The 22830-nt window shown below is 67.2% G+C and carries 24 protein-coding genes; 6 read left to right on the top strand and 18 right to left on the bottom strand.

The window, feature by feature from the left end; genetic code table 11:
- Positions 1-9: 9 nt before the first annotated feature.
- The 6 genes from WI26_RS14460 to WI26_RS31265 form a co-directional block, all read right to left on the bottom strand.
- Positions 10-1164 (bottom strand): ABC transporter ATP-binding protein, encoded by a 1155-nt coding sequence (locus tag WI26_RS14460; protein WP_059468541.1) that lies wholly within the window; start codon positions 1162-1164, stop codon positions 10-12.
- Between the two features lie 188 nt (positions 1165-1352).
- Positions 1353-2468, bottom strand: a complete 1116-nt coding sequence (locus WI26_RS14455) for a polyamine ABC transporter substrate-binding protein (RefSeq protein WP_059468540.1) — start codon at positions 2466-2468, stop codon at positions 1353-1355.
- A gap of 61 nt (positions 2469-2529) precedes the next feature.
- Positions 2530-3963, bottom strand: coding sequence for an aspartate aminotransferase family protein (locus WI26_RS14450; protein ID WP_069226247.1), 1434 nt, complete (start codon positions 3961-3963; stop codon positions 2530-2532).
- A gap of 37 nt (positions 3964-4000) precedes the next feature.
- Positions 4001-5338, bottom strand: a complete 1338-nt coding sequence (locus tag WI26_RS14445; RefSeq protein WP_059465918.1) for a glutamine synthetase family protein — start codon at positions 5336-5338, stop codon at positions 4001-4003.
- A gap of 29 nt (positions 5339-5367) precedes the next feature.
- Positions 5368-6153, bottom strand: coding sequence for a gamma-glutamyl-gamma-aminobutyrate hydrolase family protein (locus tag WI26_RS14440; RefSeq protein WP_059540464.1), 786 nt, complete (start codon positions 6151-6153; stop codon positions 5368-5370).
- A gap of 285 nt (positions 6154-6438) precedes the next feature.
- On the bottom strand, positions 6439-6621 hold the full coding sequence (locus WI26_RS31265; protein ID WP_081051547.1) for a hypothetical protein: 183 nt from the start codon (positions 6619-6621) through the stop codon (positions 6439-6441).
- Positions 6622-7089: 468 nt separating this feature from the next.
- Here WI26_RS31265 and WI26_RS14435 point away from each other — a divergent pair, with 468 nt between their 5' ends.
- A complete protein-coding gene (locus tag WI26_RS14435) occupies positions 7090-7641 on the top strand; it encodes a cupin domain-containing protein (protein WP_014895828.1) in 552 nt (183 codons plus the stop codon).
- A gap of 85 nt (positions 7642-7726) precedes the next feature.
- The gene (locus WI26_RS14430; RefSeq protein WP_059540465.1) at positions 7727-9217 is read left to right on the top strand and encodes an aldehyde dehydrogenase; all 1491 of its coding nucleotides are present in this window, start codon (positions 7727-7729) and stop codon (positions 9215-9217) included.
- 49 nt (positions 9218-9266) lie between these two features.
- Here WI26_RS14430 and WI26_RS14425 read toward each other — a convergent pair whose 3' ends face one another.
- Entirely contained in the window at positions 9267-9467 is a 201-nt protein-coding gene (locus WI26_RS14425; RefSeq protein ID WP_059540466.1) for a heavy-metal-associated domain-containing protein, read from the bottom strand.
- A 332-nt stretch (positions 9468-9799) separates the two neighbouring features.
- On the opposite strand from WI26_RS14425, the gene WI26_RS14415 reads away from it, so the two are divergent.
- Positions 9800-10132, top strand: coding sequence for a cupredoxin domain-containing protein (locus tag WI26_RS14415; protein ID WP_060322081.1), 333 nt, complete (start codon positions 9800-9802; stop codon positions 10130-10132).
- A 12-nt stretch (positions 10133-10144) separates the two neighbouring features.
- Positions 10145-10981 carry an FTR1 family iron permease gene (locus tag WI26_RS14410; protein WP_059465824.1) on the top strand — a complete coding sequence of 279 codons (837 nt, stop codon included), beginning with the start codon at positions 10145-10147 and terminating at the stop codon, positions 10979-10981.
- Between the two features lie 87 nt (positions 10982-11068).
- Here WI26_RS14410 and WI26_RS14405 read toward each other — a convergent pair whose 3' ends face one another.
- The 7 genes from WI26_RS14405 to WI26_RS14375 all read right to left on the bottom strand — a co-directional run bounded on the left by WI26_RS14405 (position 11069) and on the right by WI26_RS14375 (position 17421).
- Complete coding sequence (locus tag WI26_RS14405; protein ID WP_059450688.1) at positions 11069-11287, bottom strand: hypothetical protein; 219 nt, start codon at positions 11285-11287, stop codon at positions 11069-11071.
- Entirely contained in the window at positions 11287-11784 is a 498-nt protein-coding gene (locus WI26_RS14400; RefSeq protein ID WP_069226246.1) for a hypothetical protein, read from the bottom strand. Before WI26_RS14400 ends, WI26_RS14405 begins: the two co-directional genes overlap by 1 nt.
- 50 nt (positions 11785-11834) lie before the next feature.
- Positions 11835-13652 carry a glutamine--fructose-6-phosphate transaminase (isomerizing) gene (gene glmS, locus WI26_RS14395; RefSeq protein ID WP_069226245.1) on the bottom strand — a complete coding sequence of 606 codons (1818 nt, stop codon included), beginning with the start codon at positions 13650-13652 and terminating at the stop codon, positions 11835-11837.
- Positions 13653-13706: 54 nt separating this feature from the next.
- Positions 13707-15068, bottom strand: coding sequence for a bifunctional UDP-N-acetylglucosamine diphosphorylase/glucosamine-1-phosphate N-acetyltransferase GlmU (gene glmU, locus WI26_RS14390; protein ID WP_059465827.1), 1362 nt, complete (start codon positions 15066-15068; stop codon positions 13707-13709).
- A 134-nt stretch (positions 15069-15202) separates the two neighbouring features.
- Positions 15203-16198, bottom strand: coding sequence for a tRNA 2-thiocytidine(32) synthetase TtcA (gene ttcA, locus WI26_RS14385; protein ID WP_069226244.1), 996 nt, complete (start codon positions 16196-16198; stop codon positions 15203-15205).
- Entirely contained in the window at positions 16195-16599 is a 405-nt protein-coding gene (locus tag WI26_RS14380) for a dihydroneopterin aldolase (RefSeq protein WP_059450683.1), read from the bottom strand. The genes ttcA and WI26_RS14380 overlap by 4 nt, the downstream gene beginning before the upstream one ends.
- 78 nt (positions 16600-16677) lie before the next feature.
- A complete protein-coding gene (locus WI26_RS14375; protein ID WP_069226243.1) occupies positions 16678-17421 on the bottom strand; it encodes an SDR family oxidoreductase in 744 nt (247 codons plus the stop codon).
- 13 nt (positions 17422-17434) lie between these two features.
- On the opposite strand from WI26_RS14375, the gene WI26_RS14370 reads away from it, so the two are divergent.
- Positions 17435-18625 carry a class I SAM-dependent methyltransferase gene (locus WI26_RS14370; protein WP_069226242.1) on the top strand — a complete coding sequence of 397 codons (1191 nt, stop codon included), beginning with the start codon at positions 17435-17437 and terminating at the stop codon, positions 18623-18625.
- A 17-nt stretch (positions 18626-18642) separates the two neighbouring features.
- Entirely contained in the window at positions 18643-18837 is a 195-nt protein-coding gene (locus WI26_RS14365; protein ID WP_006484654.1) for a DUF2905 domain-containing protein, read from the top strand.
- A 77-nt stretch (positions 18838-18914) separates the two neighbouring features.
- Here the strand turns inward: WI26_RS14365 and WI26_RS14360 are convergent, their stop codons facing one another.
- The 4 genes from WI26_RS14360 to WI26_RS14345 all read right to left on the bottom strand — a co-directional run bounded on the left by WI26_RS14360 (position 18915) and on the right by WI26_RS14345 (position 22436).
- The gene (locus WI26_RS14360; RefSeq protein ID WP_059450680.1) at positions 18915-19136 is read right to left on the bottom strand and encodes a hypothetical protein; all 222 of its coding nucleotides are present in this window, start codon (positions 19134-19136) and stop codon (positions 18915-18917) included.
- A 98-nt stretch (positions 19137-19234) separates the two neighbouring features.
- The gene (locus WI26_RS14355) at positions 19235-20143 is read right to left on the bottom strand and encodes a carbohydrate kinase family protein (protein WP_069226241.1); all 909 of its coding nucleotides are present in this window, start codon (positions 20141-20143) and stop codon (positions 19235-19237) included.
- Positions 20140-21420, bottom strand: coding sequence for an AGE family epimerase/isomerase (locus tag WI26_RS14350; protein WP_059511334.1), 1281 nt, complete (start codon positions 21418-21420; stop codon positions 20140-20142). The genes WI26_RS14355 and WI26_RS14350 overlap by 4 nt, the downstream gene beginning before the upstream one ends.
- Entirely contained in the window at positions 21417-22436 is a 1020-nt protein-coding gene (locus tag WI26_RS14345; protein ID WP_059465833.1) for a LacI family DNA-binding transcriptional regulator, read from the bottom strand. Before WI26_RS14345 ends, WI26_RS14350 begins: the two co-directional genes overlap by 4 nt.
- Positions 22437-22830: the final 394 nt, after the last annotated feature.

Here is a 22830-nt window from a genome sequence, read left to right as displayed (position 1 = left end):
ATGTCGCCCTCACTGCGTCAGCACGACGCCGCTGGCCGGCGACCACGACACGAACACGTCGTCGTTCCACGCCGGTGCGCTGTCGTGCATCAGGTGCGAGCTCGACAGGTTCGACACCACCGTCTTGCCGCTCGGCAGACGCACGTGGTACAGCGAGTACGCGCCCATGTACGCGATGTCGGTGACGACGCCGCGCGCCCAGTTGTGATGCGAGCCGGGTTTCTCGCGCGACACGTGCACGCGCTCCGGGCGCACCGAGATGCCGACCGGCATGCCGAGCGGGCCGGTCACGCCGTGGCTCACGTACATCCGTGCTTCGAGATCGTCGCTTTCGACGAAGATGTGATCGGGTTCGTCCTCGACCACGCGGCCTTCGAACAGGTTCGTCGAGCCGATGAACTCGGCCGAGAAGCGGCTGTTCGGGTATTCGTACACTTCGCCCGGCGTGCCGATCTGCACGATCTTGCCTTCGCTCATCACCGCGAGGCGGCTCGCCATCGTCATCGCTTCTTCCTGGTCGTGCGTGACCATCACGCAGGTCACGTCGACTTTCTCGATGATGTTCACGAGTTCGAGCTGGGTCTTCTGGCGGATTTTCTTGTCGAGCGCGGACATCGGCTCGTCGAGCAGCAGCAGCTTCGGACGCTTGACCAGCGAGCGGGCGAGCGCGACGCGCTGCTGCTGGCCGCCCGACAGCTGATGCGGCTTGCGCTTCGCGTACTTGCTCATCTGCACGAGCGCGAGGGCGTCGGCCACGCGTTCCCTGATTTCGTTCTTCGGCGTGCCTTCCTGCTTGAGTCCGAACGCGACGTTCGACTCGACCGACATGTGCGGAAACAGCGCGTACGACTGGAACATCATGTTCACCGGCCGGCGGTACGGCGGCAGCGACGCAAGGTCCTCGCCGTCGACGAAGATCTTGCCGGAGGTGGCCGTCTCGAGCCCGGCGAGCATGCGCAAGAGCGTCGACTTGCCGCAGCCCGAGCTGCCGAGCAGCGCGAACAGCTCGTTCTTCGCGATCGTCAGGTTGACGTTGTCGACGGCCGTGCTGTCGCCGAACTTCTTCACGACGTTTTCGATGCGTACGAAGGCGTCGTTCCTGGTGCGGGCCGTGGCGGCCGGTTGGGTCTGGCGTGCGGCAGCGGAAGAGGGTATCGATTGCATGGGAGTCACCATTCGTTCTTCACGGATTGCGGGCGTGAGCGTCCCCGCGCGAGGCGCGCAACGCGACTCGCGGACAACGGCTCATGCCGGATGGAACAGTGCGCGCGGTGCGCGCGGGCGGACGCAGGTCCGCGTATCTCAGGCGGCGAGGCGTGGAGCGATGCCTGCGCCGCCGTGATGCATGGCGATCAGTGGCCGGTTTTCAGCTGCGCCCACAGACGGTTCTCGAGGCGCAGGATGTCGGCCGGCATCGGCTTCATCAGCACCATCTTCTTCAGTACGTCTTCGGGCGGATAGACGGTCGGATCCTGCGCGACGGCCGGCGTGACGAATTGATGCGCGGCCTTGTTCGCGGTCGGGTAGAACACCGTGTTGGTGATCGCCGCGTTGACCTTCGGATCGGACACGTAGTTGATCCACTTGAGCGCGGCCTCGGGGTGCGGCGCGTCCTTCGGGATCACCATCACGTCGAACCACAGCAGGCCGCCTTCCTTCGGGTTCGCGAACTTGATGTCGTACGAGCGCTTCGCCTCCGACGAGCGGCGGTGCGCGATGCCGATGTCGCCCGACCAGCCGAGCGCGACGCACACGTCGTTGTTCGCGAGGTCGTTGATGTAGCCGGACGAGTTGAACTGGGTGATGTACGGACGAACTTTCTTCAGGACTTCGAATGCAGCCTGGTAGTCGCCGGGATTCTTGCTGTTCGGATCCTTGCCCATGTATTGCAGCGTCGCGGCGAACACGTCGACGGCCTGGTCGAGGAACGACACGCCGCAGCTTTTCAGCTTTTCCATGTTGGCCGGGTCGAACACCAGTGCCCAGCTGTCGACGGGCGCCTTGTCGCCGAGCGCCTTCTTCACCGCCTGCGCGTTGTAGCCAATGCCGTCCGTGCCGTAGGCCCACGGAACGCCGTACTGGTTGCCCGGGTCGGCATCCGCGATCATCTTCATCAGCAGCGGGTCGAGGTTCGCGAGATTCGGGATCTTCGATTTGTCGAGCTTCTGGTACACGCCGGCCTGGATCTGCTTGGCCATGTAGTTCGAGGTCGGCACGACGATGTCATAGCCCGAGCTGCCCGCCAGCAGCTTCGCCTGCAGCGTGTCGTCGCTGTCGTAGTTGTCGTACTTGACGTGGATGCCCGTCTGCTTCTGGAAATTCGGGATCGTGTCGGGTGCGATGTAGTCGGACCAGTTGTAGACGTTCAGCTCGTCGGCATGCGCCGACGGGCTGGCGACCGACGTGAACGCGGCCGCGGCGGCAAGGGCCGCGACGGAACAGGCTTGGCGAAGAAAGCAGGCACGCATGGTGGAATTCCCCTGGTTATGGTGGCGTGCGGCGCCCGCCGCACGCCTGTAGGCAAAGTCGTTACGAAAGGCCCAGTTGCTGGGCGGTCGCATCGACGGCCTTCTTCGCCTTCGATACGAGTTCATCGATTTCCTGACGCGAGATCACGAGCGGCGGCGACAGCAGCATCCGGTCGCCGGTCGCACGCATGATCAGGTTGCCGTTGAAGCAGAAGTCGCGGCAGATCGTGCCGACGTCGCCGCCGTTCGCGAAGCGGCGGCGTTCGGCGGGCGACTCGGCGAGCTGCAGGCTCGCGACCATTCCGTGGCCGTGCACTTCGCCGACGATCGGGTGACGCGCGAAGGTTTCGCGCATCAGCGCCTGGAAGTACGGGCCCGTGTCGTGCTTCACGCGCTCGACGATTCCTTCGTCGCGCAGCAGCTTCAGGTTCGCGACCGCCACCGCCGCCGCGACCGGATGGCCCGAGTACGTGAGGCCGTGATTGAATTCGCCGTTGTCGATGATCGGGCGCGCGATGCGCTCGTGGATGCCCACCGCGCCCATCGGCACGTAGCCCGACGTCAGGCCCTTGGCCATCGTGATGAGGTCCGGCTCGAAGCCGAAGTGCTGATGCGCGAACCATTCGCCGGTGCGGCCGAAGCCGCCGATCACTTCGTCGGCCACCAGCAGGATGTCGTACTTGCGGCAGATCCGCTGGATTTCCGGCCAGTACGTCGACGGCGGGAAAATCACGCCGCCCGCGCCCTGGAACGGCTCGCCGATGAACGCGGCAACGTTCTCCGCGCCGAGTTCGAGAATCTTCGCCTCGAGCTGCTGCGCGCGCGCGAGGCCGAACGCCTCGGGCGTCTCGCCGGCTTGCGCTTCGCCGAAGAAGTACGGCTGGTCGATGTGCACGATGTGCTCGACCTTCGACGGCATCTGCTCGTGCATGTAGCCCATCCCGCCGAGCGTGCCGCCGGCGATCGTCGAACCGTGATAGCCGTTCTTGCGCGAGATCACATACTTCTTCTGCGGCTTGCCCTGCACGCGCCAGTACTGATGCACGAGACGCAGCACCGTGTCGTTGCCTTCCGAGCCGCTGTTGCAATAGAAGAAGTGGTTGAAGCCGGCCGGCGTGACTTCGGCGAGCATCGCTGACAGTTCGATCACCGGCGGGTGCGTGGTCTTGAAGAACGTGTTGTAGAACGGCAGTTCCTGGATCTGGCGATATGCGGCATCGGCGAGCTCCTTGCGGCCGTAGCCGACGTTCACGCACCAGAGGCCGGCCATCCCGTCGATGACCTTGTTGCCGTCGGAGTCCCACAGGTAGACGCCGTCGGCTTTCACGATCACGCGGCTGCCCGCGCGATTGAGCGCACCCATGTCGGAAAACGGGTGGATGTGGTGCGCGGCGTCGAGCGCGCGGTATTCGGCACTCGAGCGTGCCTGCGTCGTGCGCGGTGCGGCGGCCGGGGCGGCCGGCTGGATCCATGCAGATTCGTTGCGGTAAGTCATGTTTCCTCCGTGATTCCGTATTCGGTCGTGTGCACGCTCAGACGTGCAGCAGCAGATGGCGGCGTTCCCACGAGCTGATTACGCGGAAGAACGCTTCGTATTCGGTTTCCTTCAGCGCGAAATACGCCTTCAGGAACTTGTGGCCGAGAATCTCGCCGAGCGGTTCGCACGCGGCCATCAGCGTGAGCCCTTCCTCGAGGTTGCGCGGCAGCTGGTACGGCAGGTCGTAGCCGTCGCTCACGAGCGGCTCGGTCGGTTCGAGACGCTGCGTCATGCCGAGATAGCCGGCCGCGAGCGTCGCGGCGAGTGCGAGATACGGGTTGCAGTCGACACCCGGAAGCCGGTTCTCGATGCGGCGCGCGGCCGGCCCGGAATGCGGGATGCGGAAGCCGACCGTGCGGTTGTCGTAGCCCCACTGCACGTTGATCGGCGCGGCCATGAAGCGCGACAGCCGGCGGTACGAGTTGATGTACGGCGCGAAGATCGGCATCAATGCGGGCGTGTATTTCTGCAGCCCCGCGAGGTAGTTGTAGAACACCGAGGTCGCGCCGCCCGTTTCCTGCGACGTGAAAAGGTTTCGGCCCGTCTCCTCGTCGACGATGCTCTGGTGCACGTGCATCGCGGAGCCCGGTTCGCCCTCCATCGGCTTGGCCATGAACGTCGCATACATGTTGTGCCGCAGCGCCGCCTCGCGCACCGTGCGCTTGAACAGGAACACCTGGTCGGCAAGCGACAGCGCGTCGCCGTGCATGAAGTTGATCTCCATCTGCGCGGCGCCGACTTCGTGGATCAGCGTATCGATGTCGAGGTTCTGTGCTTCGCAGTACTCGTAGATGTCCTCGAACAGCGGGTCGAACTCGTTGACGGCCTCGATCGAATACGATTGGCGGCCCGTCTCGGGGCGACCCGTGCGGCCGACCGGCGGACGCAGCGGCAGGTCCGGGTCCTTGTTCATGTCGACCAGGTAGAACTCGAGCTCCGGCGCGACGACCGGCTTCCAGCCCTTCGCCTTGTACAGGTCGAGCACGCGGCGCAGCACGTAGCGCGGCGAGATCTCGACGGGCGAGCCGTCGAAATGCACGCAATCGTGAATCACCTGCGCGGTCGGATCGACGGCCCACGGAATCAGGCGAATGGTCGACGTGTCGGGCACGCACACCATGTCGGGATCGGTCACGCCGGTCAGCGAGCCGTCTTCCGGGTACTCGCCGGTGACCGTCTGCACCATCACGGCCTGCGGCAGCCGCATCGATTCGCCGGACGTGAACTTGTTGCGCGGCGTGATCTTGCCGCGCGCGATGCCGGCCATGTCGGGAATGATCGCTTCGATTTCGGTGATCCGGTGCTGCTTCAGAAAGTCTTCGATGTCTTGCATGTCTGTTCTCGTTATGTGGGTCGGCGCGCTCAGGCGAGCGCGGCGGCGGCCGCGGCGCGCGTGCGGGCGTTGCGGCGCATGCGGCATGCATCGCCGAAGGCGCGGAAAATCGCGCTCGACAGCGGATCATGCGCATGCCGCCATTCCGGGTGCCATTGCACGGCGAGCGCGAAGGCCGGCGCATCGACGACGCTGACGGCCTCGATCAGGCCGTCCGGTGCGACGGCTTCGACGGCGAGGCCCGAACCGAGCTGCGCGATGCCCTGCTTGTGCAGCGAGTTCACGTGCACGTCGTCGCGGCCGCCGGCGAGCGTGTGCAGCAGGCCGCCGGGCGTCAGGCGCACGATGTGCGCGGGGCCGTATTGCGTGTCCATCGGCGCATCGTCGTCCTCGCGGTGATCGGCGAGGCCCGGCACTTCGTGCACGCGCTGATGCAGCGTGCCGCCGCAGACGACGTTCAGCTCCTGGAAGCCGCGGCACACGGCCAGCACGGGCACGCCCGCGACGATCGCCGCGCGCAGCAGCGGCAGCGTCGTCGCGTCGCGTGCGGGATCGTGCTTCGTGCCGGGCGCGCTCGGCGCGCCGCCGTAAAGGTGCGGCTCGACGTTCGAATAGCTGCCGGTAAACAACAGTCCGTCGACCGTCGCGAGCACGTCGTCGACGGACTGGCGATCGCCGAGCGCGGGCAGCACCATCGCGAGCGCGTGCGCGCCGTCGACGATCGCCGCGACGTACTTGTCGCCGACCGTATGCGACGCATGGGCGCCGATCTGCGTGAAGTCGGCGGTGAGGCCGACGAGGGGTTTCCTTTCCATGACGTCAATCAGTTGTCCATAGGGCTGCGACGTGCATTGCGCGGGAAAATCACGAAACGCAGGCGCGACACGGCCCCGCGGCCTGGCGAAATGCGCAAGGCCGCTGGTGAATGGGCGCAACGGGTTCGCATGGCGATCCGCGCTGCGCGCGACGGTCAGGCTGTCGTTCGCTTCGTTGCGCTGCGCGACGCGGCAATGGATGCGCGAACGCGTTCCGTCACCGCGCGGATGACGCGGCTGACGAGCAGGCAGTTGAAACGAACGACAAGAAAAGGAGGAGAGGCGCTATGGCAGCAGCGAAGCGACTCCGTCGGTATCGACGGCCACGAACGCGCGCGCGGAAACGGCGTTGTGACGGCGAACGGAACGACGGGACAGGATGGTGTAGATCGACAGATGCAGCAGGCGAGGACTATGCCAGCCGCAACTGCCATCGGAAGCGGGAGCAGCGCTGCGCAAACTTCGCACATCGCCTCGATCCCACCTCACCAGAGGGCCACGGACTCTCACGATTACACTCGACTGGTTTGTTGAAAGTATTGAACACCTGATCGTTTCAGCGCGCGAGGCGTTTAAAATAATCGAGGTGCCGGGCCTGTGTCATTTACATTGATGGGCATCAATTTCTACGTTGCAATAACGTTTTTCGGTGCCGATGAATGGTCAATGACGCTGACCTGAGAGCCAGCATATACGAGCCAAAAACGGCGTCAAATGTTTTTTGACGGTCTCGTGTCAGGGCTTTCCCGAGGCACTCCGAACAAAACATTCGCAAATGGAATGGCTCATGAGGTGTTCATTATTTCGAACGCCTTTCAGGGTTTTCCCCGCTGATGTGCGGCATAAAGTGATTAGAATATTCAACGGCTGCGTCATGCCGTCCAACGCGTCGTTTCACTTTTTCACCGCACTCCTATCGTGTCCGAAACCGAATCGATGTCCACCGAAGTCGCCGAGCGCCTGCGTTTCGTGCGCAACAAGCATGGTCTGTCGCAGCGCGAACTCGCGAAGCGGGCCGGCGTGACCAACGGCACGATCTCGCTGATCGAACAGGGGCGCGTGAGCCCGTCGGTCGGCTCGCTGAAGAAACTGCTCGAATGCATTCCGATGAGTCTCGCGGAGTTCTTCACCTTCGAACTCGTCGAATCGCGCTCGGTCGTATCGCGCCGTGACGAGATGCCGAACCTCGGCAACGACGCGCTCGCGTTTCATCTCGTCGGCGCGGGCGTGAAGGATCGCAACATGTGCATCATGCGCGAGATCTACCAGCCGCTCGCCGACACGGGGCCCGAGATGCTCGTGCATGCGGGGCACGAGGGCGGCGTGGTCGTGTCGGGCCGGCTCGAGCTCACCGTCGACGGCGCGACCTGGCTGCTCGATCCCGGAGACGGCTACTACTTCGAAAGCCGCTTGCCGCACCGTTTTCGCAATCCCAGCGCGGAACAGCTCTGCGAGGTCGTGTCGGCGAATTCGCCGGCCACCTTCTGAGCCCGCATCACCGCATTCGCCGCCGGCAGTCTTGCCGTTGCGCGGCGTGCCGCAGCGCGAATGCCACGACAATTGAGGCATCCTGATGAACAAGTTGACTTTGGCTGACTGGCAGGACAAGGCGGCGTCGCTCGCGATCGAAGGGCGCGCATTCATCGACGGCGCGTCGCGCGACGCGCACGGCGGCAGGACGTTCGACTGCGTGAGCCCGATCGACGGCCGCGTGCTCGCGAAGGTGGCCGATTGCGGCGAAGCGGACGTGAACGCCGCCGTCGCGGCCGCGCGCCGCGCGTTCGACGCCGGCGTGTGGGCCGGACTGAACCCGCGCGCGCGCAAGGCCGTGCTGCTGCGCTGGGCCGCACTGATGCGCGAGCATCTCGACGAACTGTCGCTGCTCGAGACGCTCGACGCGGGCAAGCCGATCGGCGATACCACGACGGTCGACGTGCCGGGCGCCGCGTATTGCGTCGAATGGTTCGCCGAGGCGATCGACAAGGTCGGCGGCGAAGTCGCGCCGGCCGACCATCATCTCGTCGGCCTCGTCACGCGCGAGCCGGTCGGCGTGGTGGCGGCCGTCGTGCCGTGGAACTTCCCGATCCTGATGGCCGCATGGAAGTTCGGCCCGGCGCTCGCGGCCGGCAACAGCGTCGTGCTGAAACCGTCGGAGAAATCGCCGCTGACCGCGATCCGTGTCGCGCAACTCGCATACGAGGCCGGCATCCCGGCCGGCGTGTTCAACGTCGTGCCGGGCGCGGGCGAACCGGGCAAGCTGCTCGCGCTGCATCGCGACGTCGACTGCATCGCGTTCACTGGCTCGACCGCAGTCGGCAAGCTGATCATGCAGTACGCCGCGCAGTCGAACCTGAAGCGCGCATGGCTCGAACTCGGCGGCAAGTCGCCGAACATCGTGCTGCCCGATTGTCCGGATCTCGACCGCGCCGCGCAGGCCGCGGCCGGCGCGATCTTCTACAACATGGGCGAGATGTGCACGGCCGGCTCGCGCCTGCTCGTGCATCGCGACATCAAGGATGCGTTCATCGAGAAGCTGGTCGCGGCCGCCCGCGCGTACGTGCCGGGCAACCCGCTCGATCCGGCGGTATCGATGGGCGCGATCGTCGACGGGATTCAGCTCGAGCGCGTGCTCGGCTACATCGATGCCGGGCGCAAGGAGGGCACGCTGGTGACGGGCGGCGCGCGCGTGAAGGAGGAGACCGGCGGCTTCTACGTGGAGCCGACGGTGTTCGAAGTGAAGCCCGACGCGAAGATCGCGCGCGAGGAGATCTTCGGCCCCGTGCTGTCGGTGATCGTGTTCGACGATGTCGACGAGGCGGTTCGGATCGCTAACGATACCGAGTACGGGCTCGCGGCGGCGGTGTGGACGTCCAGCCTGACGACCGCGCACGACGTGTCGCGCCGGCTGCGGGCGGGCACCGTGTGGGTGAACTGCTACGACGAAGGCGGCGACATGAACTTCCCGTTCGGCGGCTACAAGCAGTCGGGCAACGGCCGCGACAAGTCGTTGCACGCGCTCGAGAAGTACACCGAGCTGAAGTCGACGCTGATCCGGCTGCGCTGACGCGGCCGGTGTGCGGGCGCGGTGCCGGCGGGCGCCGCGCCCGCGCGCGTCAGGCCGAGCGCAGTGCCGGGTGGAAGCCCGCCGCTTCGATGATCGACTGCACGCGTTCGGCGCCTTGCGCCGATTCCACCTTGACCGTCTTCGCGGCCACGTCGATGTCGAGCTTCGCGGTGGGGTCTGCTGCCGTCACGGCGCGCGTGATGGCGTTGGCGCAGCCGCCGCAGGTCATGTCCTGGACTTCGAATTCCATCGTGTTCTCCTGGGTGATGGGCGATTGACAAGCGTCACCAGCATGAAGCTTGCCATGGTGGGAAGGTCAAGCACGTTCGATGCCCTCGGCACCGCACAAGCATTTTGTAAAGCTGAAGTCAGACGAATTTCAATTCGTCCCTGCACGTCAGTCCGAATTTTTCCTGATTGACGGTCGAGTATTGTCGGCGAAATCTGGCGAAGCCTTGCACGACAAGGCGCGTGTGATCATGATGATGCACGATGCCCATGAAGCCAGTAAGGGTACTCGGAGAGGGAAATGCGAATCGATCTTACTATCGGTTCCCCTCGATATTTCATTTCGTTACCCGTATGAATCGCTTCGCTTTCGGTTTCGCATTGGCCCTGCTGGGCGCATCTGCAACGTCCGCATTTGCCGCCGACGATATCGTCAACCTGACGCTGAAGGACCACAAGTTTTCGCCGGACGGCGTGACGATTCCCGCCGGCAAGAAGGTGAAGTTCGTCGTGAAGAACCTCGATGCGACGCCCGCGGAATTCGAAAGCGACGATTTCAAGGCGGAGAAGGTCGTGCCGGCCGGCAAGTCGGTCGAGATCCTCGTCGGGCCGCTGAAGGCCGGCACCTACGAGTTCCACGACGAGTATCACGAAGCGCAGTCGAAGACGCACCTCACCGTCAAATAAGCGGATATCGCCATGCTGTCTACCGCTCTGATCGTCTTTCGTGAAGTGCTCGAGGCCGCGCTGGTGGTTTCGATCGTGATGGCCGCGACGAAGGGCGTGCCGACGCGCGGCTGGTGGGTCGGCGGCGGGCTTGCCGGCGGTGTGATCGGCGCCGGCCTGATCGCCGCGTTCGCCGACGTGATTTCGCAGTGGGCCTCCGGCATGGGGCAGGAAGTGTTCAACGCCGGCGTGATGTTCGTCGCGACGCTGATGCTGGCGTGGCACTGCATCTGGATGAGCCGCCACGGCCGCGAGATGGCGCTGCACATGGGCGAGGTCGGCCGGGCCGTCGCGGCCGGCAGCCGGCCGCTGACGGGGTTGGCGATCGTCGTCGGTGTCGCGGTGCTGCGCGAAGGCTCCGAGGCCGTGCTGTTCCTGTACGGCATCGCGGCGGGCGATCCGGGGCAGACGCCGCAGATGATCGCCGGCGGGCTGCTCGGCGTGCTGGGCGGCGCCGGGCTTGGCTACGCGATGTATGCGGGCCTGCTGCAGATTCCGCTCAAGCGCCTGTTCTCCGTCACCAACGCGCTGATCGTGTTGCTCGCGGCGGGCATGGCGAGCCAGTGCGTCGGCTTCCTGCTGGCCGCCGGCCTCGTGCCGTCGTGGGGCGATGCGGTCTGGGATACGTCGTGGCTGCTCAAGGAATCAAGCATCGTCGGCAAGGCGCTGCATACGCTGATCGGCTATACCGCGCGTCCGGCGGGGATCCAGATCGTTGCGTACGTCGTCACGCTGGTCGCGATCGTCGTGCTGGCGCGACTCGTCGGCCGGCCCCGGACGGTGGTGCCGCCGCCGCGGCCCGTTGCCTGAGCGGGACGGGGCAGAATGCGGAAAGGGGCGTCATGCGACGCCCCTTTGTCTTTGCGTTGACGGCTCGCGCGCAGCCGCGCGGCCCGTTCAGCGATGGTTGTCGATCCATGCGCGGGCCCATTCGAGCCCCGCTTCGCGCGCTTCGTCCTCGGTATCGAACACGCCGAGCACGCCCGACGCTTCGACGAGCCGATTGTTCTGCGTGATCGTGCCACTGGCCGCGAAGCGTTCGGGCTGCAGGATTTCATCCTGCTGCAGGATCGAATGCCCCCAGATCTGGTAGCCGTGATAGGTCTGCGCTTCCATTATCGCGTCACCTCCGCGGATCGGCTGCTCGTGCCGACGCGCAGCACGTTGCCGTCCGGTGTGTATTGCCGAGGGATGTCCGAAAACTTGAGTGCGTGCGGCGTGTCGGGCATGGCCGGCTGCATCACCGTGAGCCGGCCCGGCGCGGGCTGCGCGACGGGGCGCGGTGCGGCCGGTGCTTCGACCGTCGCGGCAGCCGGTCGATGCGGTGCGGTTTTCACGGCTTGTGCGACGCGGCGCTTGTGAGGCTTGACCGCAGCCTTCGGCTGCACGCTCGCGTGCTTTTCCACGGTCTTGCCGCCGGCGTGCGCGTCGGCACCCGGGCGCGTTGCCGGCATACGGGCATCCGGCGTACGGGCATCCAGCGTACGGGCCGGCGCATGCGCCGCCGGCAACCGCGCCTCGGGCGGATTCCAGACTTCCACGTAGTGCTCGGCCGCCCAGCCCGTCGACGCGAAGCTCAGCGCCAGCAATCCGCATCCAAACAGTCTTACCATGGTCTCTCCGTCAGTCTCGTCGGCGCGCCGGACCGCGCTGCGCCGATTGCTTACTCCACCGTCACCGACTTCGCGAGGTTGCGCGGCTTGTCGACGTCGGTGCCGCGCGCGCATGCGGTGTGATACGCGAGCAGCTGCAGCGGCACGACATGCAGGATCGGCGACAGCTGCCCGTAGTGTTCCGGCATCCGGATCACGTGCAGGCCGTCGTCGTTGACGATGTGCGTGTCGGCATCCGCGAACACATACAGCTCGCCGCCGCGCGCGCGCACTTCCTGCATGTTCGATTTCAGCTTCTCGAGCAGCGTGTCGTTCGGCGCGACCGTGACGACCGGCATCGCTTCCGTGACGAGCGCGAGCGGCCCGTGCTTTAGTTCGCCCGCCGGATACGCTTCCGCATGGATGTACGAGATTTCCTTCAGCTTCAGCGCGCCTTCGAGCGCGATCGGGTAGTGCAGCCCGCGGCCGAGGAACAGCGCGTTTTCCTTGCGGGCGAATTCGTCGGACCACGCGATGATCTGCGGCTCGAGCGCGAGCACGCTGTTCAGCGCGGCCGGCAGGTGGCGCAGTTCCTTCAGGAATTGCGCTTCCTGCGCGGCGTCGACGTGCCCGCGCAGCTTGCCGAGCGTCGCGGCCAGCACGAACAGCGCGACGAGCTGCGTCGTGAACGCCTTGGTCGACGCGACGCCGATCTCGGTGCCCGCATGCGTCAGGAACTGCATTTCGGTGAGGCGCACCATCGCGCTCGTCGCGACGTTGCACACCGCGAGCGTATGCGTGTGGCCGAGCGACTGCGCGTGCTTGAGCGCGGCGAGCGTGTCGGCCGTCTCGCCCGACTGCGAGATCACCAGCACGAGCTGGCGCGGGTTCGGCACCGACTCGCGGTAGCGGTATTCGCTCGCGATCTCGACCTGGGTCGGGATTTTCGCGATCGATTCGAGCCAGTACTTCGCGGTGAGGCCCGAGTAGTAGCTCGTGCCGCACGCGAGGATCAGCAGGCTGTCGATGTCCGCGAACGCGGCGGGGGCCGCCTCGCCGAACAGCGTTGCGTCGAACGCTTCGGTTTGCGGCACCGTGTCGCTGATCGCGCGCGGCTGCTCGAAGATTTCCTTTTGCATGAAGTGGCGATACGGGCCCAGCTCGACCGCGCCGCCGTATGCGCTGACCACGCGGATCTCGCGCTGCGCGAGCGCGCCGTGGCGGTCGACGATCTTCACGCCGTCGAGCGACAGCTCGCATACGTCGCCTTCCTCGAGGAACGTGAAGCGGTCGGTGCTGCCGGCCAGCGCCAGTGCGTCGGATGCGAGGAAGTTCTCGCCGTCGCCGTGGCCGACGACGAGCGGCGAACCCTGGCGCGCGCCGACGACGATGTGCGGCTGGTCCTTGTGCGTCACCGCGATCGCATACGCGCCGTGCAGCTGCTGCACGGCTTCGCGCACGGCCTCGAACAGGTCGCCGCGATACAGGCTGTGCACGAGGTGCGCGATGACTTCGGTGTCGGTCTGCGACACGAACTCGTAGCCCTTCGCGCGCAGCGCGTCGCGCAGCGTCTCGAAGTTCTCGATGATGCCGTTGTGCACCAGCGCGAGCGCGTTCGACGAGAAGATCGGATGCGCGTTGTGCGTGACGGGCGCGCCGTGCGTCGCCCAGCGCGTGTGCGCGACGCCGGTGGCGCCTTCGAGATGCGATTCGCGCACCTGCGCGTCGAGATCGGCGACGCGCGCGACGCTGCGCGCGCGCTTCGGCGCGCCAGGCTCGAGCACGGCGACGCCGCATGAATCGTAGCCACGGTATTCGAGGCGCCGCAATCCTTCGATCAGCACCGGAACGATATTACGCTGCGCAACTGCGCCGACAATGCCGCACATGAATGGTCAATCCTGTAAGTCGACGCGGGCGCCGTCCGGGCGCCCGCTAAAGGTTCAGCTCTTCTTCTTGACCGGGCGGACGTAGCCGCTCTTCGCGGTCTGCGTCTTTTCGTTCAATGCGAGGACGCCTTCGGCGACGTCCTTCCAGATCGTCGTGCCGGCCGCGATCGTCACGCCGCGGCCCACGCGCACCGGCGCGACGAGCTGCGTGTCGGAGCCGACGAACACGTCGTCCTCGATCACGGTGCGGAACTTGTTCGCGCCGTCGTAGTTGCAGGTGATCGTGCCCGCGCCGATGTTCACGCGCGCGCCGATGTCGGCGTCGCCGATGTAGGTGAGATGGTTCGCCTTCGAGCCGTGGCCGAGCACCGCGTTCTTCACCTCGACGAAGTTGCCGACGTGCGCTTCGTCCGCGAGCTGCGCGCCCGGACGCAGCCGCGCGTACGGGCCGATCACGGTGTTCGCGCCGAGCTCCGCGCCGTCGATATGCGTGAACGCGTCGATGCGCGTGCCCGCGCCGATCGACGCGTTGCGGATCACGCAGTTCGCGCCGATCGTCACGTTGTCGGCGAGCGTCACGTTGCCTTCGAACACGCAGTTCACGTCGATCGACACGTCGCGGCCGCAGCGCAGCGTGCCGCGCACGTCGAGCCGCGCCGGATCGGCGAGCGTGACGCCGTCGACGAGCAGCGCATCGGCGACGTTGCGCTGATGGATGCGCTCGAGCTCCGCGAGCTGCGCCTTGCTGTTCACGCCGAGCGTTTCCCATTCCTCGTCGGGCTGCGCGGTGACGATCTCGAAGCCGGCCTCGATCGCGAGCTCGACGACGTCGGTCAGGTAGTACTCGCCCTGCGCGTTCTCGTTCTTCAGCGCGCCGAGCCACATCGACAGCTGCGCGGTGGGCGTGACGATGATGCCGGTGTTGATCTCGGCGATCTTCAATTGCTCGGGCGACGCGTCCTTCTGCTCGACGATGCGCGTGACGAAGCCGGACGCGTCGCGCACGATGCGGCCGTAGCCGGTCGGGTCGTCGAGCGTGACGGTCAGAATCCCGTAGCGGCCGTCGCGCGCGGCGTCGACGAGGCGCCGCAGCGTCGATGCGCGCGTGAGCGGCACGTCGCCGTAGAGCACCAGCGTCGGTTGCGCGGGATCGAGCAGCGGCAGCGCCTGGCGCACCGCGTGGCCCGTGCCGAGCTGCTCGGCCTGCACCGCGAACTGGACGTCGGGCGCGGCGACGGCGGCCTGGACCTGCTCGGCGCCGTGACCGACCACGACGACGAGCCGCGACGGCTGCAGCGTGCGCGCGGTGGCGATGACGTGGGAGAGGAGCGGCCTGCCGGCCAGGGGATGGAGCACTTTCGGCAGCGCGGAACGCATGCGCTTGCCGGTGCCTGCCGCCAAAATCACGATATTCATGGCGCCAGCTTGTCAGAGGAGTTCGAAGCCGTCCATTTTAGCATGCGGCCCCCGTCGTTCCGGGCCTGTCGCGGCGGGGCGACAGCGCCGGAACGAGGCCGCGGCCGCGGTTCCGGCGGGTGTTCGGACCCGGATTACAGGTCGTCGAACTGGACGATCGAGATCGGCTTCGCGGCGCCCGGCGTGGACGTGTCGTCGCCCGTCGCACACGGCTCCTCGTCGAACGCGATGTCGCCCTGCGGATCGGCCTCGCCGGTCGCGCGCAACGACGCGAACGGGAACAGGCCGGTATCCATCAGATGCGACGGCACGACGTTCGCGAGCGCGCTGAACATGTTGTCGACGCGGCCCGGGAAGCGCTTGTCCCATTCGCGGATCAGCGCCTTCATCTCCGCGCGCTTCAGGTTCGGCTGGCTGCCGCACAGATTGCACGGGATGATCGGAAATTCGCGCAACTCCGCGTATTTCTCGAGATCGGTTTCCTTCACGTACGCGAGCGGGCGGATCACGACGTTCTTGCCATCGTCCGACTGCAGCTTCGGCGGCATGCCCTTCAGCTTGCCGCCGTAGAACATGTTGAGCAGCAGCGTCTGCAGGATGTCGTCGCGGTGGTGGCCGAGCGCGATCTTGGTCGCGCCGAGTTCGCCGGCCACGCGGTACAGGATCCCCCGGCGCAGCCGCGAGCACAGCGAGCACGTCGTCTTGCCTTCGGGCACGAGCCGCTTGACGATGCTGTAAGTATCCTGGTTCTCGATGTGGAACGGCACGCCGACCTGCGTCAAGTATTCGGGCAGCACGTGTTCCGGGAAGCCGGGCTGCTTCTGGTCGAGGTTGACCGCGACGATGTCGAAGTCGATCGGCGCGCGCTCGCGCAGGCGCAGCAGCACGTCGAGCATCGCGTAGCTGTCCTTGCCGCCCGACAGGCACACCATCACCTTGTCGCCCTGCTCGATCATGTTGTAGTCGCCGATCGCCTGGCCGACCTGGCGCACGATCCGCTTGAACAGCTTGTTGTTCTCGTACGCTTCCTTCTGCTCGCGGCGCGTCAGCGCGCGGCGGCCGGTGCCGGCGGCGGTGGCTTCGATGGCGGCGCCATCGGCCGCCGTGTCGTTCATGTGGGGGGCGTTCATGCGCGCTCCTCGTCCTTGATGCGAAAGACTTCGACGCCGACGGCGTCGCAGTCCGGATAGGCGTCCGGTTTCTCGGTACAGACGCGTACCGCGCGCACGGCGTCGTGCGCCAGCAGGTTCGCGGCGATCGCGTCGCACAGCGTTTCCTGCAGATGGATGTGGCCGCGCGCCACGCATTGCGCGACGCTCTGCTTCATCAGGTCGTAGTCGACGACTTCATGCAGACGGTCGTCGACGGGGGTGGACAGCGCGAGCGGCACGAACAGGTCGACGTTGATGACGACGCGCTGCTCGCCGCGCTTCTCGTGTTCGAAGGCCCCGATGTTGATGTGCACCTCGTAGTCGCGCAGGTAGAGCCTGCGGCAGTCCGCGAGGCGGGGGTGCAGGAGAGCGGAAAACATGGTCGTCCCAGTCAAATTGGCGTGCGCGCACGCAAAGTGGCGCGGGCGGCGGCATTCAGGCCGCGCGATCCGCGCAGTTCATTCATTCGGGCCGGCGGCGGGCGGCACCAGGTGCTCGCCGCCGTCGACGGTCAGCGTCGCGCCCGTGACGCCGGGCGCGCTCGCGAGATAGCAGGCCGCCGCCGCGATGTCGTTCGCGTGCGGCGCATGGCCGCGCACGAGCGCCGCGACGCGCACCTTCGGCGCGAGCGTCAGCGCCAGCGCGGCGGTCGCGCGGTTCAACGCGGCCTGCATCAGCGCATGCGACAGCTGCGCCGGCGCCGGATGAAACAGGGCCTGATCCAGCACGTGGATCGCGCACGCGCGCAGCGACTCGTCGTCGCGCGCGGCGTCGGGCGTCGCGTCGGCAAGCGCGCGGGCCAGCGCAAGCGGCGCGGTCACGTTGCGCGCAAGCGCGGCACCGAGCGATGCGCCGTCTACGGTGTGCACATCGTCGGTACCGGCGCAGGCACTCACGAACACCGCACAGGCGGGCCGGCCGAGCGCCGCGCCGCACGCGGCGACGAGCGCGGCCGCGTCGGTTTCAAGGGCCAGGTCGGCGTCGAGCACGACTGCACGGCGGCCGTGCGCGGCAACTTCGGCGCCGAGCGCGTCGGCGGCCGCGCTCGGCGCGCCGGGGCTGCGCTGCAGCGCGACGTCCCAGCCGCGCTGCGCGAATCCGGTCGCGAGCGCACGACCGAGCGACGCGGCGTCGGCCGCGCTGCCCAGCGCGCCGGCGACGAGCGCGATGCGCGGGGTCGACGTATCGGCTGAAACGGTCATTTACAATGCCGGGATGAACCCGAAAGCTCACGAACCCGCTAGTTTACCTGCTCCCGGCCCTGACGCGCTCGCGCAGTCCGAAACCCTTGCCGCGCAATTGCGCGACGAGATCGCGGCGGCCGGCGGCTGGCTGCCGTTCGACCGTTTCATGGAACGCGCGCTGTATGCGCCCGGCCTCGGCTATTACAGCGGCGGCGCGCGCAAGTTCGGCCGCCGCGCCGACGACGGCAGCGACTTCGTGACGGCCCCCGAATTGTCGCCGCTGTTCGCGCAGACGCTCGCGAATCCGGTTGGGCAAGCGCTCGCGGCAAGCGGCACGCGCCGCGTGATGGAGTTCGGCGCGGGCACGGGCAAGCTCGCGGCCGGGCTGCTCGCGGCGCTCGATGCGCTCGGCGTCGAACTCGACGAATACCTGATCGTCGACCTGTCCGGCGAGTTGCGCGAACGCCAGCGCGACACGATCGCGGCGGCCGCGCCGGCGCTCGCCGGGAAGGTGCGCTGGCTCGACGCGCTGCCCGAGCGCTTCGACGGCGTCGTGGTCGGCAACGAGGTGCTCGACGCGATGCCGGTGCGCCTCTTCGCGAAGGCGGACGGCGCGTGGCTCGAGCGCGGCGTCGCGCTCGACGCGCGGCACGCGTTCGTGTTCGACGACCGGCCCGCCAGCGCGGCCGGTCTGCCGCCGGTGCTCGCGACGCTCGATGTCGACGATGGCTACGTGACCGAGACGCACGAAGCCGCGCTGGCGTTCACGCGCACCGTGTGCACGATGCTCGGGCGCGGTGCGGTGCTACTGGTCGACTACGGTTTCCCCGCGCACGAGTACTACCATCCGCAGCGCGACCGCGGCACGCTGATGTGCCACTACCGCCACCACGCGCATGACGACGCATTCCTGTACCCGGGGCTGCAGGACATCACCGCGCACGTCGAATTCACCGGCATCTACGACGCGGGCGTCGCGACCGGCGCGGATCTCCTCGGCTACACGTCGCAGGCGCGTTTCCTGTTGAACGCGGGCATCACCGACGCGCTGGCCGCGATCGATCCGTCCGACATCCACCAGTTCCTGCCTGCGGCGAACGCGGTGCAGAAACTGATCTCTGAAGCCGAGATGGGCGAGCTGTTCAAGGTGATCGCGTTCTCGCGCGGGATCGACGGCACGCTCGACGCGTTCGCGCGCGGCGACCGCTCGCACGCGCTCTGACGGGACGGGCCCCTGGGATGCTGCGCTGGCTGATGGCGTCGTTCGTCGCGGTGATGATCCTGACGCGCTGCTGGCCGTGGCTCGGCAAGCTCGGCATCGGGCGGATGCCGGGCGACGTCACGCTGACGCTCGGCGGGCGGCGCTACCCGTTCCCGTTCATGTCGACGCTGGTGCTGACGATGCTGGTGTCGATGGTGGCGCGGCTGCTCTGAGCCTTGCCGAATGCGGCGGCGCGCCGCAGCCGGGCCGCGGCGCGCGCGTGATGGTTTCGCGCGTTACGGTTCGCGCATCACAGTTCGATTTCGCCGAGGATCCGGTGCGCGAGCGCCTTCGCTTCGTCGAACGCCTCTTCCTCGCTCGGACTCGTCGTGTGGACGTCGTAGCGCATGTTCTCCGTCTCGTCGCCGTCGTCCCGGGCGAGGATCACGTAACCCTGGAACTGTCCGTTGGCGGCGTGCTGCGTATGCGCCTTGGCCGTGTAGATGCCTTTCGTGAACGTGTTCGTGTCCATCGTGCCTCTCCCGCAATAGGACACTTCATCGTAGCACTGCGGCGCAGCATGTACAGCGCCGCGAATCGGCGACCGATCAGCGCACCGTCATCATCCCGTCACCGTTCGAGCAACGCGACGACCTCGTCGAGCGTCGGCGCGTGCGCGCCCGTATGCCGGCACGCGGCGGCGCCCGCCGCGAGCGCGAACGCGAGATGCTCGCGCCACGATCGCTGCGGCGCGGCCATCAGGCTGAACAGCATGCCGCCGATCGACGCGTCGCCCGCGCCGACGGTGTCGACCACCTCGACGCGCGGCGGGCTGGCCTCGAGCACGTCGCCGTCCGCATAAAGCGTGGCCGCCTGCGCGCCGCGCGTGACGAGCACGGCCGCGCGCGGATTCAGCGCGCGCACCGCGGCGACCGCATCGGCGCCGTCGCCGCCGAACAGGTGGCGCAGGTCCTCGTCGGACACCTTGATCAGGTCGGCGAGCGCGGCCATCTTCTCGAGCGTCGGCCGGTACGCGGCCGTCATCAGGTTCCGGTAGTTCGGATCGAAACTGATCTTCACGCCGCGCGCGTGCAGGTCGGCCGCGAGCGCCATGAGCGTGCCCGCGAGCGGTTCGCGCACAAGGCTGATGCAGCCGAAGTGCGCCCACTTCACGTGGCCGGCCCAGCCGGCCGGCAATTTCGCCGGGTCGAACGCGAGATCCGCACTCGCTTCGCCGATGAAGAAGTATGCGGGCGGCCGCGTCTCATGGACGATCGCGAGCAGCGGTGCACGCGGCACCCGTTGCAGGAAGCGCAGGTCGAGGCCGGCGGCCTCGCTCGTGCGCCACAGCACGTCGGAGAAGCAGTCCTCGCCGATCGAACCCGCGAGCGCGCTCGGCACGCCGAGGCGCGCGACCGCGCGCGCGACGTTCCAGCCGGCGCCGCCCGGCACCGAGGTCCACTGCGCGTCGCCCGCGCGCACCATGTCGGTCAGGATGTCGCCCGCCGACACGAAGGCCGGAAAGGTGCCGCCGCTCATTGCGTCGGCTCGCTGCGCGCCGCGCGCGCGAGGGTCGCGAGCACGTCGTAGCATGCGCCCATCGTGTGATAGTCGGTCTTGCCGGCCGGGCTCTTCTCGTCGCTGTACTTGCGGTTGTCGCAGGTGAGGATCCGGTACCACGCGCCATAGCGGTGATCGACGAAATGCGCCCAGCTGTAGCGCCAGATCTCGTCGTACCAGTCCCAGAAGCGCTCGCTGCCGGTGCGCGCGCCGAGCATCGCGGCCGCCGCGAAGGTTTCCGCCTGCACCCAGAAATACTTGTTGTGGTCGCAGATCGTGAAGTCGGGCCCGAAGCCGTAGCAGAGGCCGCCGTGATCGGCGTCCCACGCATGCGCGAGCGCCGCGTCGAACAGCTCGGTCGCGCGCGGCACGAGCCAGTCGAGCGGGCGGTGCCGCTCCAGGATCAGCAGCAGCTTCGCCCATTCGGTCTGGTGCCCGGGCTGGAAGCCCCACGGACGGAAGATGTTCGAACTGTCTTCCTTGTTGTAGTCCCAGTCGACCGACCAGTCCGCATGGTAGTGCTCCCACACGAGGCCGCCCGACAGCGAGGCCTGGCGCTGCGTGATGTGGGTCGCGAGCTTTTCCGCGCGATCGAGATACGTGAGATGGCCCGTCGCCTCGTACGCCGCGAGCAGCGCTTCCGTCATGTGCATGTTTGCGTTCTGGCCGCGGTACGACGACACGTTCCAGTTCGGCGTCGCATCGTCCGCGTAGAGTCCCGCGGCCGCGTCCCAGAAGCGGTGCTCGGCGAGCTCGTAGGTCGACGCGATCAGCGCGCGCGCTTCGTCGATGCCCGCCATCGTCGCGTGCGCGGCGGCGAGCAGCACGAACGCGAGCCCGTAGCAGTGGCGCGTGCCGTCGAGCGTCGCGCGTTTCGCGCCGTCGCGCCAGTCGAGTTCCCAGTCGTAGCCCTGCAGCGTTTCATCCCAGTGCGCGTCGCGCAGGAAGCGCAGCCCGTGGCGCGCGTACTCGAGATGGCGCGGATCGCCGAAATGCCGGTAGGCCATCGCGTAGTTGAAGACGAACCGGCAGCTGCTGACCAGGTGCCGCGACGTGCGGTTGTAGACGCTGCCGTCGTCGCGGAAGTAATGGTAGAAGCCGCCCGTCGGGTCGAACGCGTTCGGCGCGTAGAAGCGCAGCGTGTCCTCGACGTGCGACAGCAGGAACGACGGATCGCGGAAGCTCGCGACGAACGGTGCCGCTTGCGCGTGGGCGGCCGGCGCGGCCGGGCGGGATTGGACCGGGGGCATGTTCATGATTCGGTGACCGTGGCGGTATCGAGTGCCGGTGAGCCGGCGGGCTGGCTGCTGGCCCGTACGATCAGTTCGACGGGCAGGGAGATCTCGGTGCGCTCGGGCGCTTCCGCGAGCAGCAGTTCGACGCCGCGGCGGCCGAGCGCTTCCTTGTCGACGGCGAGCGTCGTGAGCGGCGGGTTCGCGTGCGCGGCGGCCGGGATATCGTCGAAGCCGACGATCGCGATGTCTTCCGGAATCCGCACGCCGCGCGCGATGCACACGCGCTGCGCGGCGAGCGCGGCGGCGTCGTTGTAGGCGAACACGGCGTCCGGGCGCGGGCCGGGCGCATCGAGCAGCTGCTGCATCGCGCGCGCCGCGCCGGTGTCGGGGTCGAGCCCGGCATCGATCGTTACTTCGTATGCGGGATCGAACAGCCGCCCGGCCTCGAAGAACGCGCGGCGGTAGCCGATCGCGCGCTGCGCGATGCTGAAGTGCGCGGCCGAGCCGCCGATGAACGCGATCCGCGAGCGGCCGATGGCGAGCAGGTGACGCATCGCGAGGGCCGCGCCCGTCGCGTTGTCGATGTTCACCGAGCGCAGGCCGGGCGCCCACAGGTCGATCAGCACGAGCGGCCGGCCGGTCGCGGCGAGGGCCTCGATCGTCTCGGGCTCGATGAAGCCGGCTACCGCGATCGCGTCGGGCGCGTGCGGGCGCATCTGGCGCAGCACGTCGTCATTCGGGCCGACCGTGAGCAGCGTCGGCACGATGCCGCGCTCGCGGCATGCGTCCTCGACGCCGTGCAGCACGTGCGAGAAGAACGGGCTGGCGGGAAAGCGGTTGTGCTGGCGGTGCAGCAGGAAGGTGAGCCGGCGGATGCGCGGGCGCAACTGGGCCGGGTCGTAGCCGAGCCGCTGCGCGATCTCGACGATGCGCGCCCGCGTGGCTTCCGACAGGCCCGGCTGGTTTTTCAGCGCGCGGGAGACGGTGCCGATCGAGACCTCTGCCGCCCGCGCCACGTCGCGAATGGTGGTGCCCATCGTTCGGGATCCGGTTTGTTTAGGTTGACGGCGATTGTATAGTAAAACTCAGCGCCAAATTCGGGCCGGATAACCGGGGAATACCCGGAAATAACGGGTTTTTGCGCGCTAATCTGCGAAAACGACGTTACTAAAAATACTAAACAAAGCGCGAAAAAGGCAAGGTGATCGCGCGGCATCGGGCTTTGCCAGACGGAGGTGCGGCGCATGTGTTCGGCTGCCCGGTCGGCGAGGGGCGCGCTGGGTGGCGGGGAAGCGGGGCTGAGCGGGGAGAAGCGGGAGAAGCGGGAGAAGCGGGAGAAGCGGGAGAAGCGGGAGAAGCGGGAGAAGCGGGAGAAGCGGGAGAAGCGGGAGAAGCGGGAGAAGCGGGAGAAGCGGGAGAAGCGGGAGAAGC

The organism is Burkholderia diffusa, from assembly GCF_001718315.1.
GTDB classification, from domain to species: Bacteria; Pseudomonadota; Gammaproteobacteria; order Burkholderiales; family Burkholderiaceae; genus Burkholderia; species Burkholderia diffusa_B.
The sequence above is the reverse complement of the archived record's forward strand: the minus strand, read 5'-3'. Positions and strand labels throughout refer to the sequence as shown.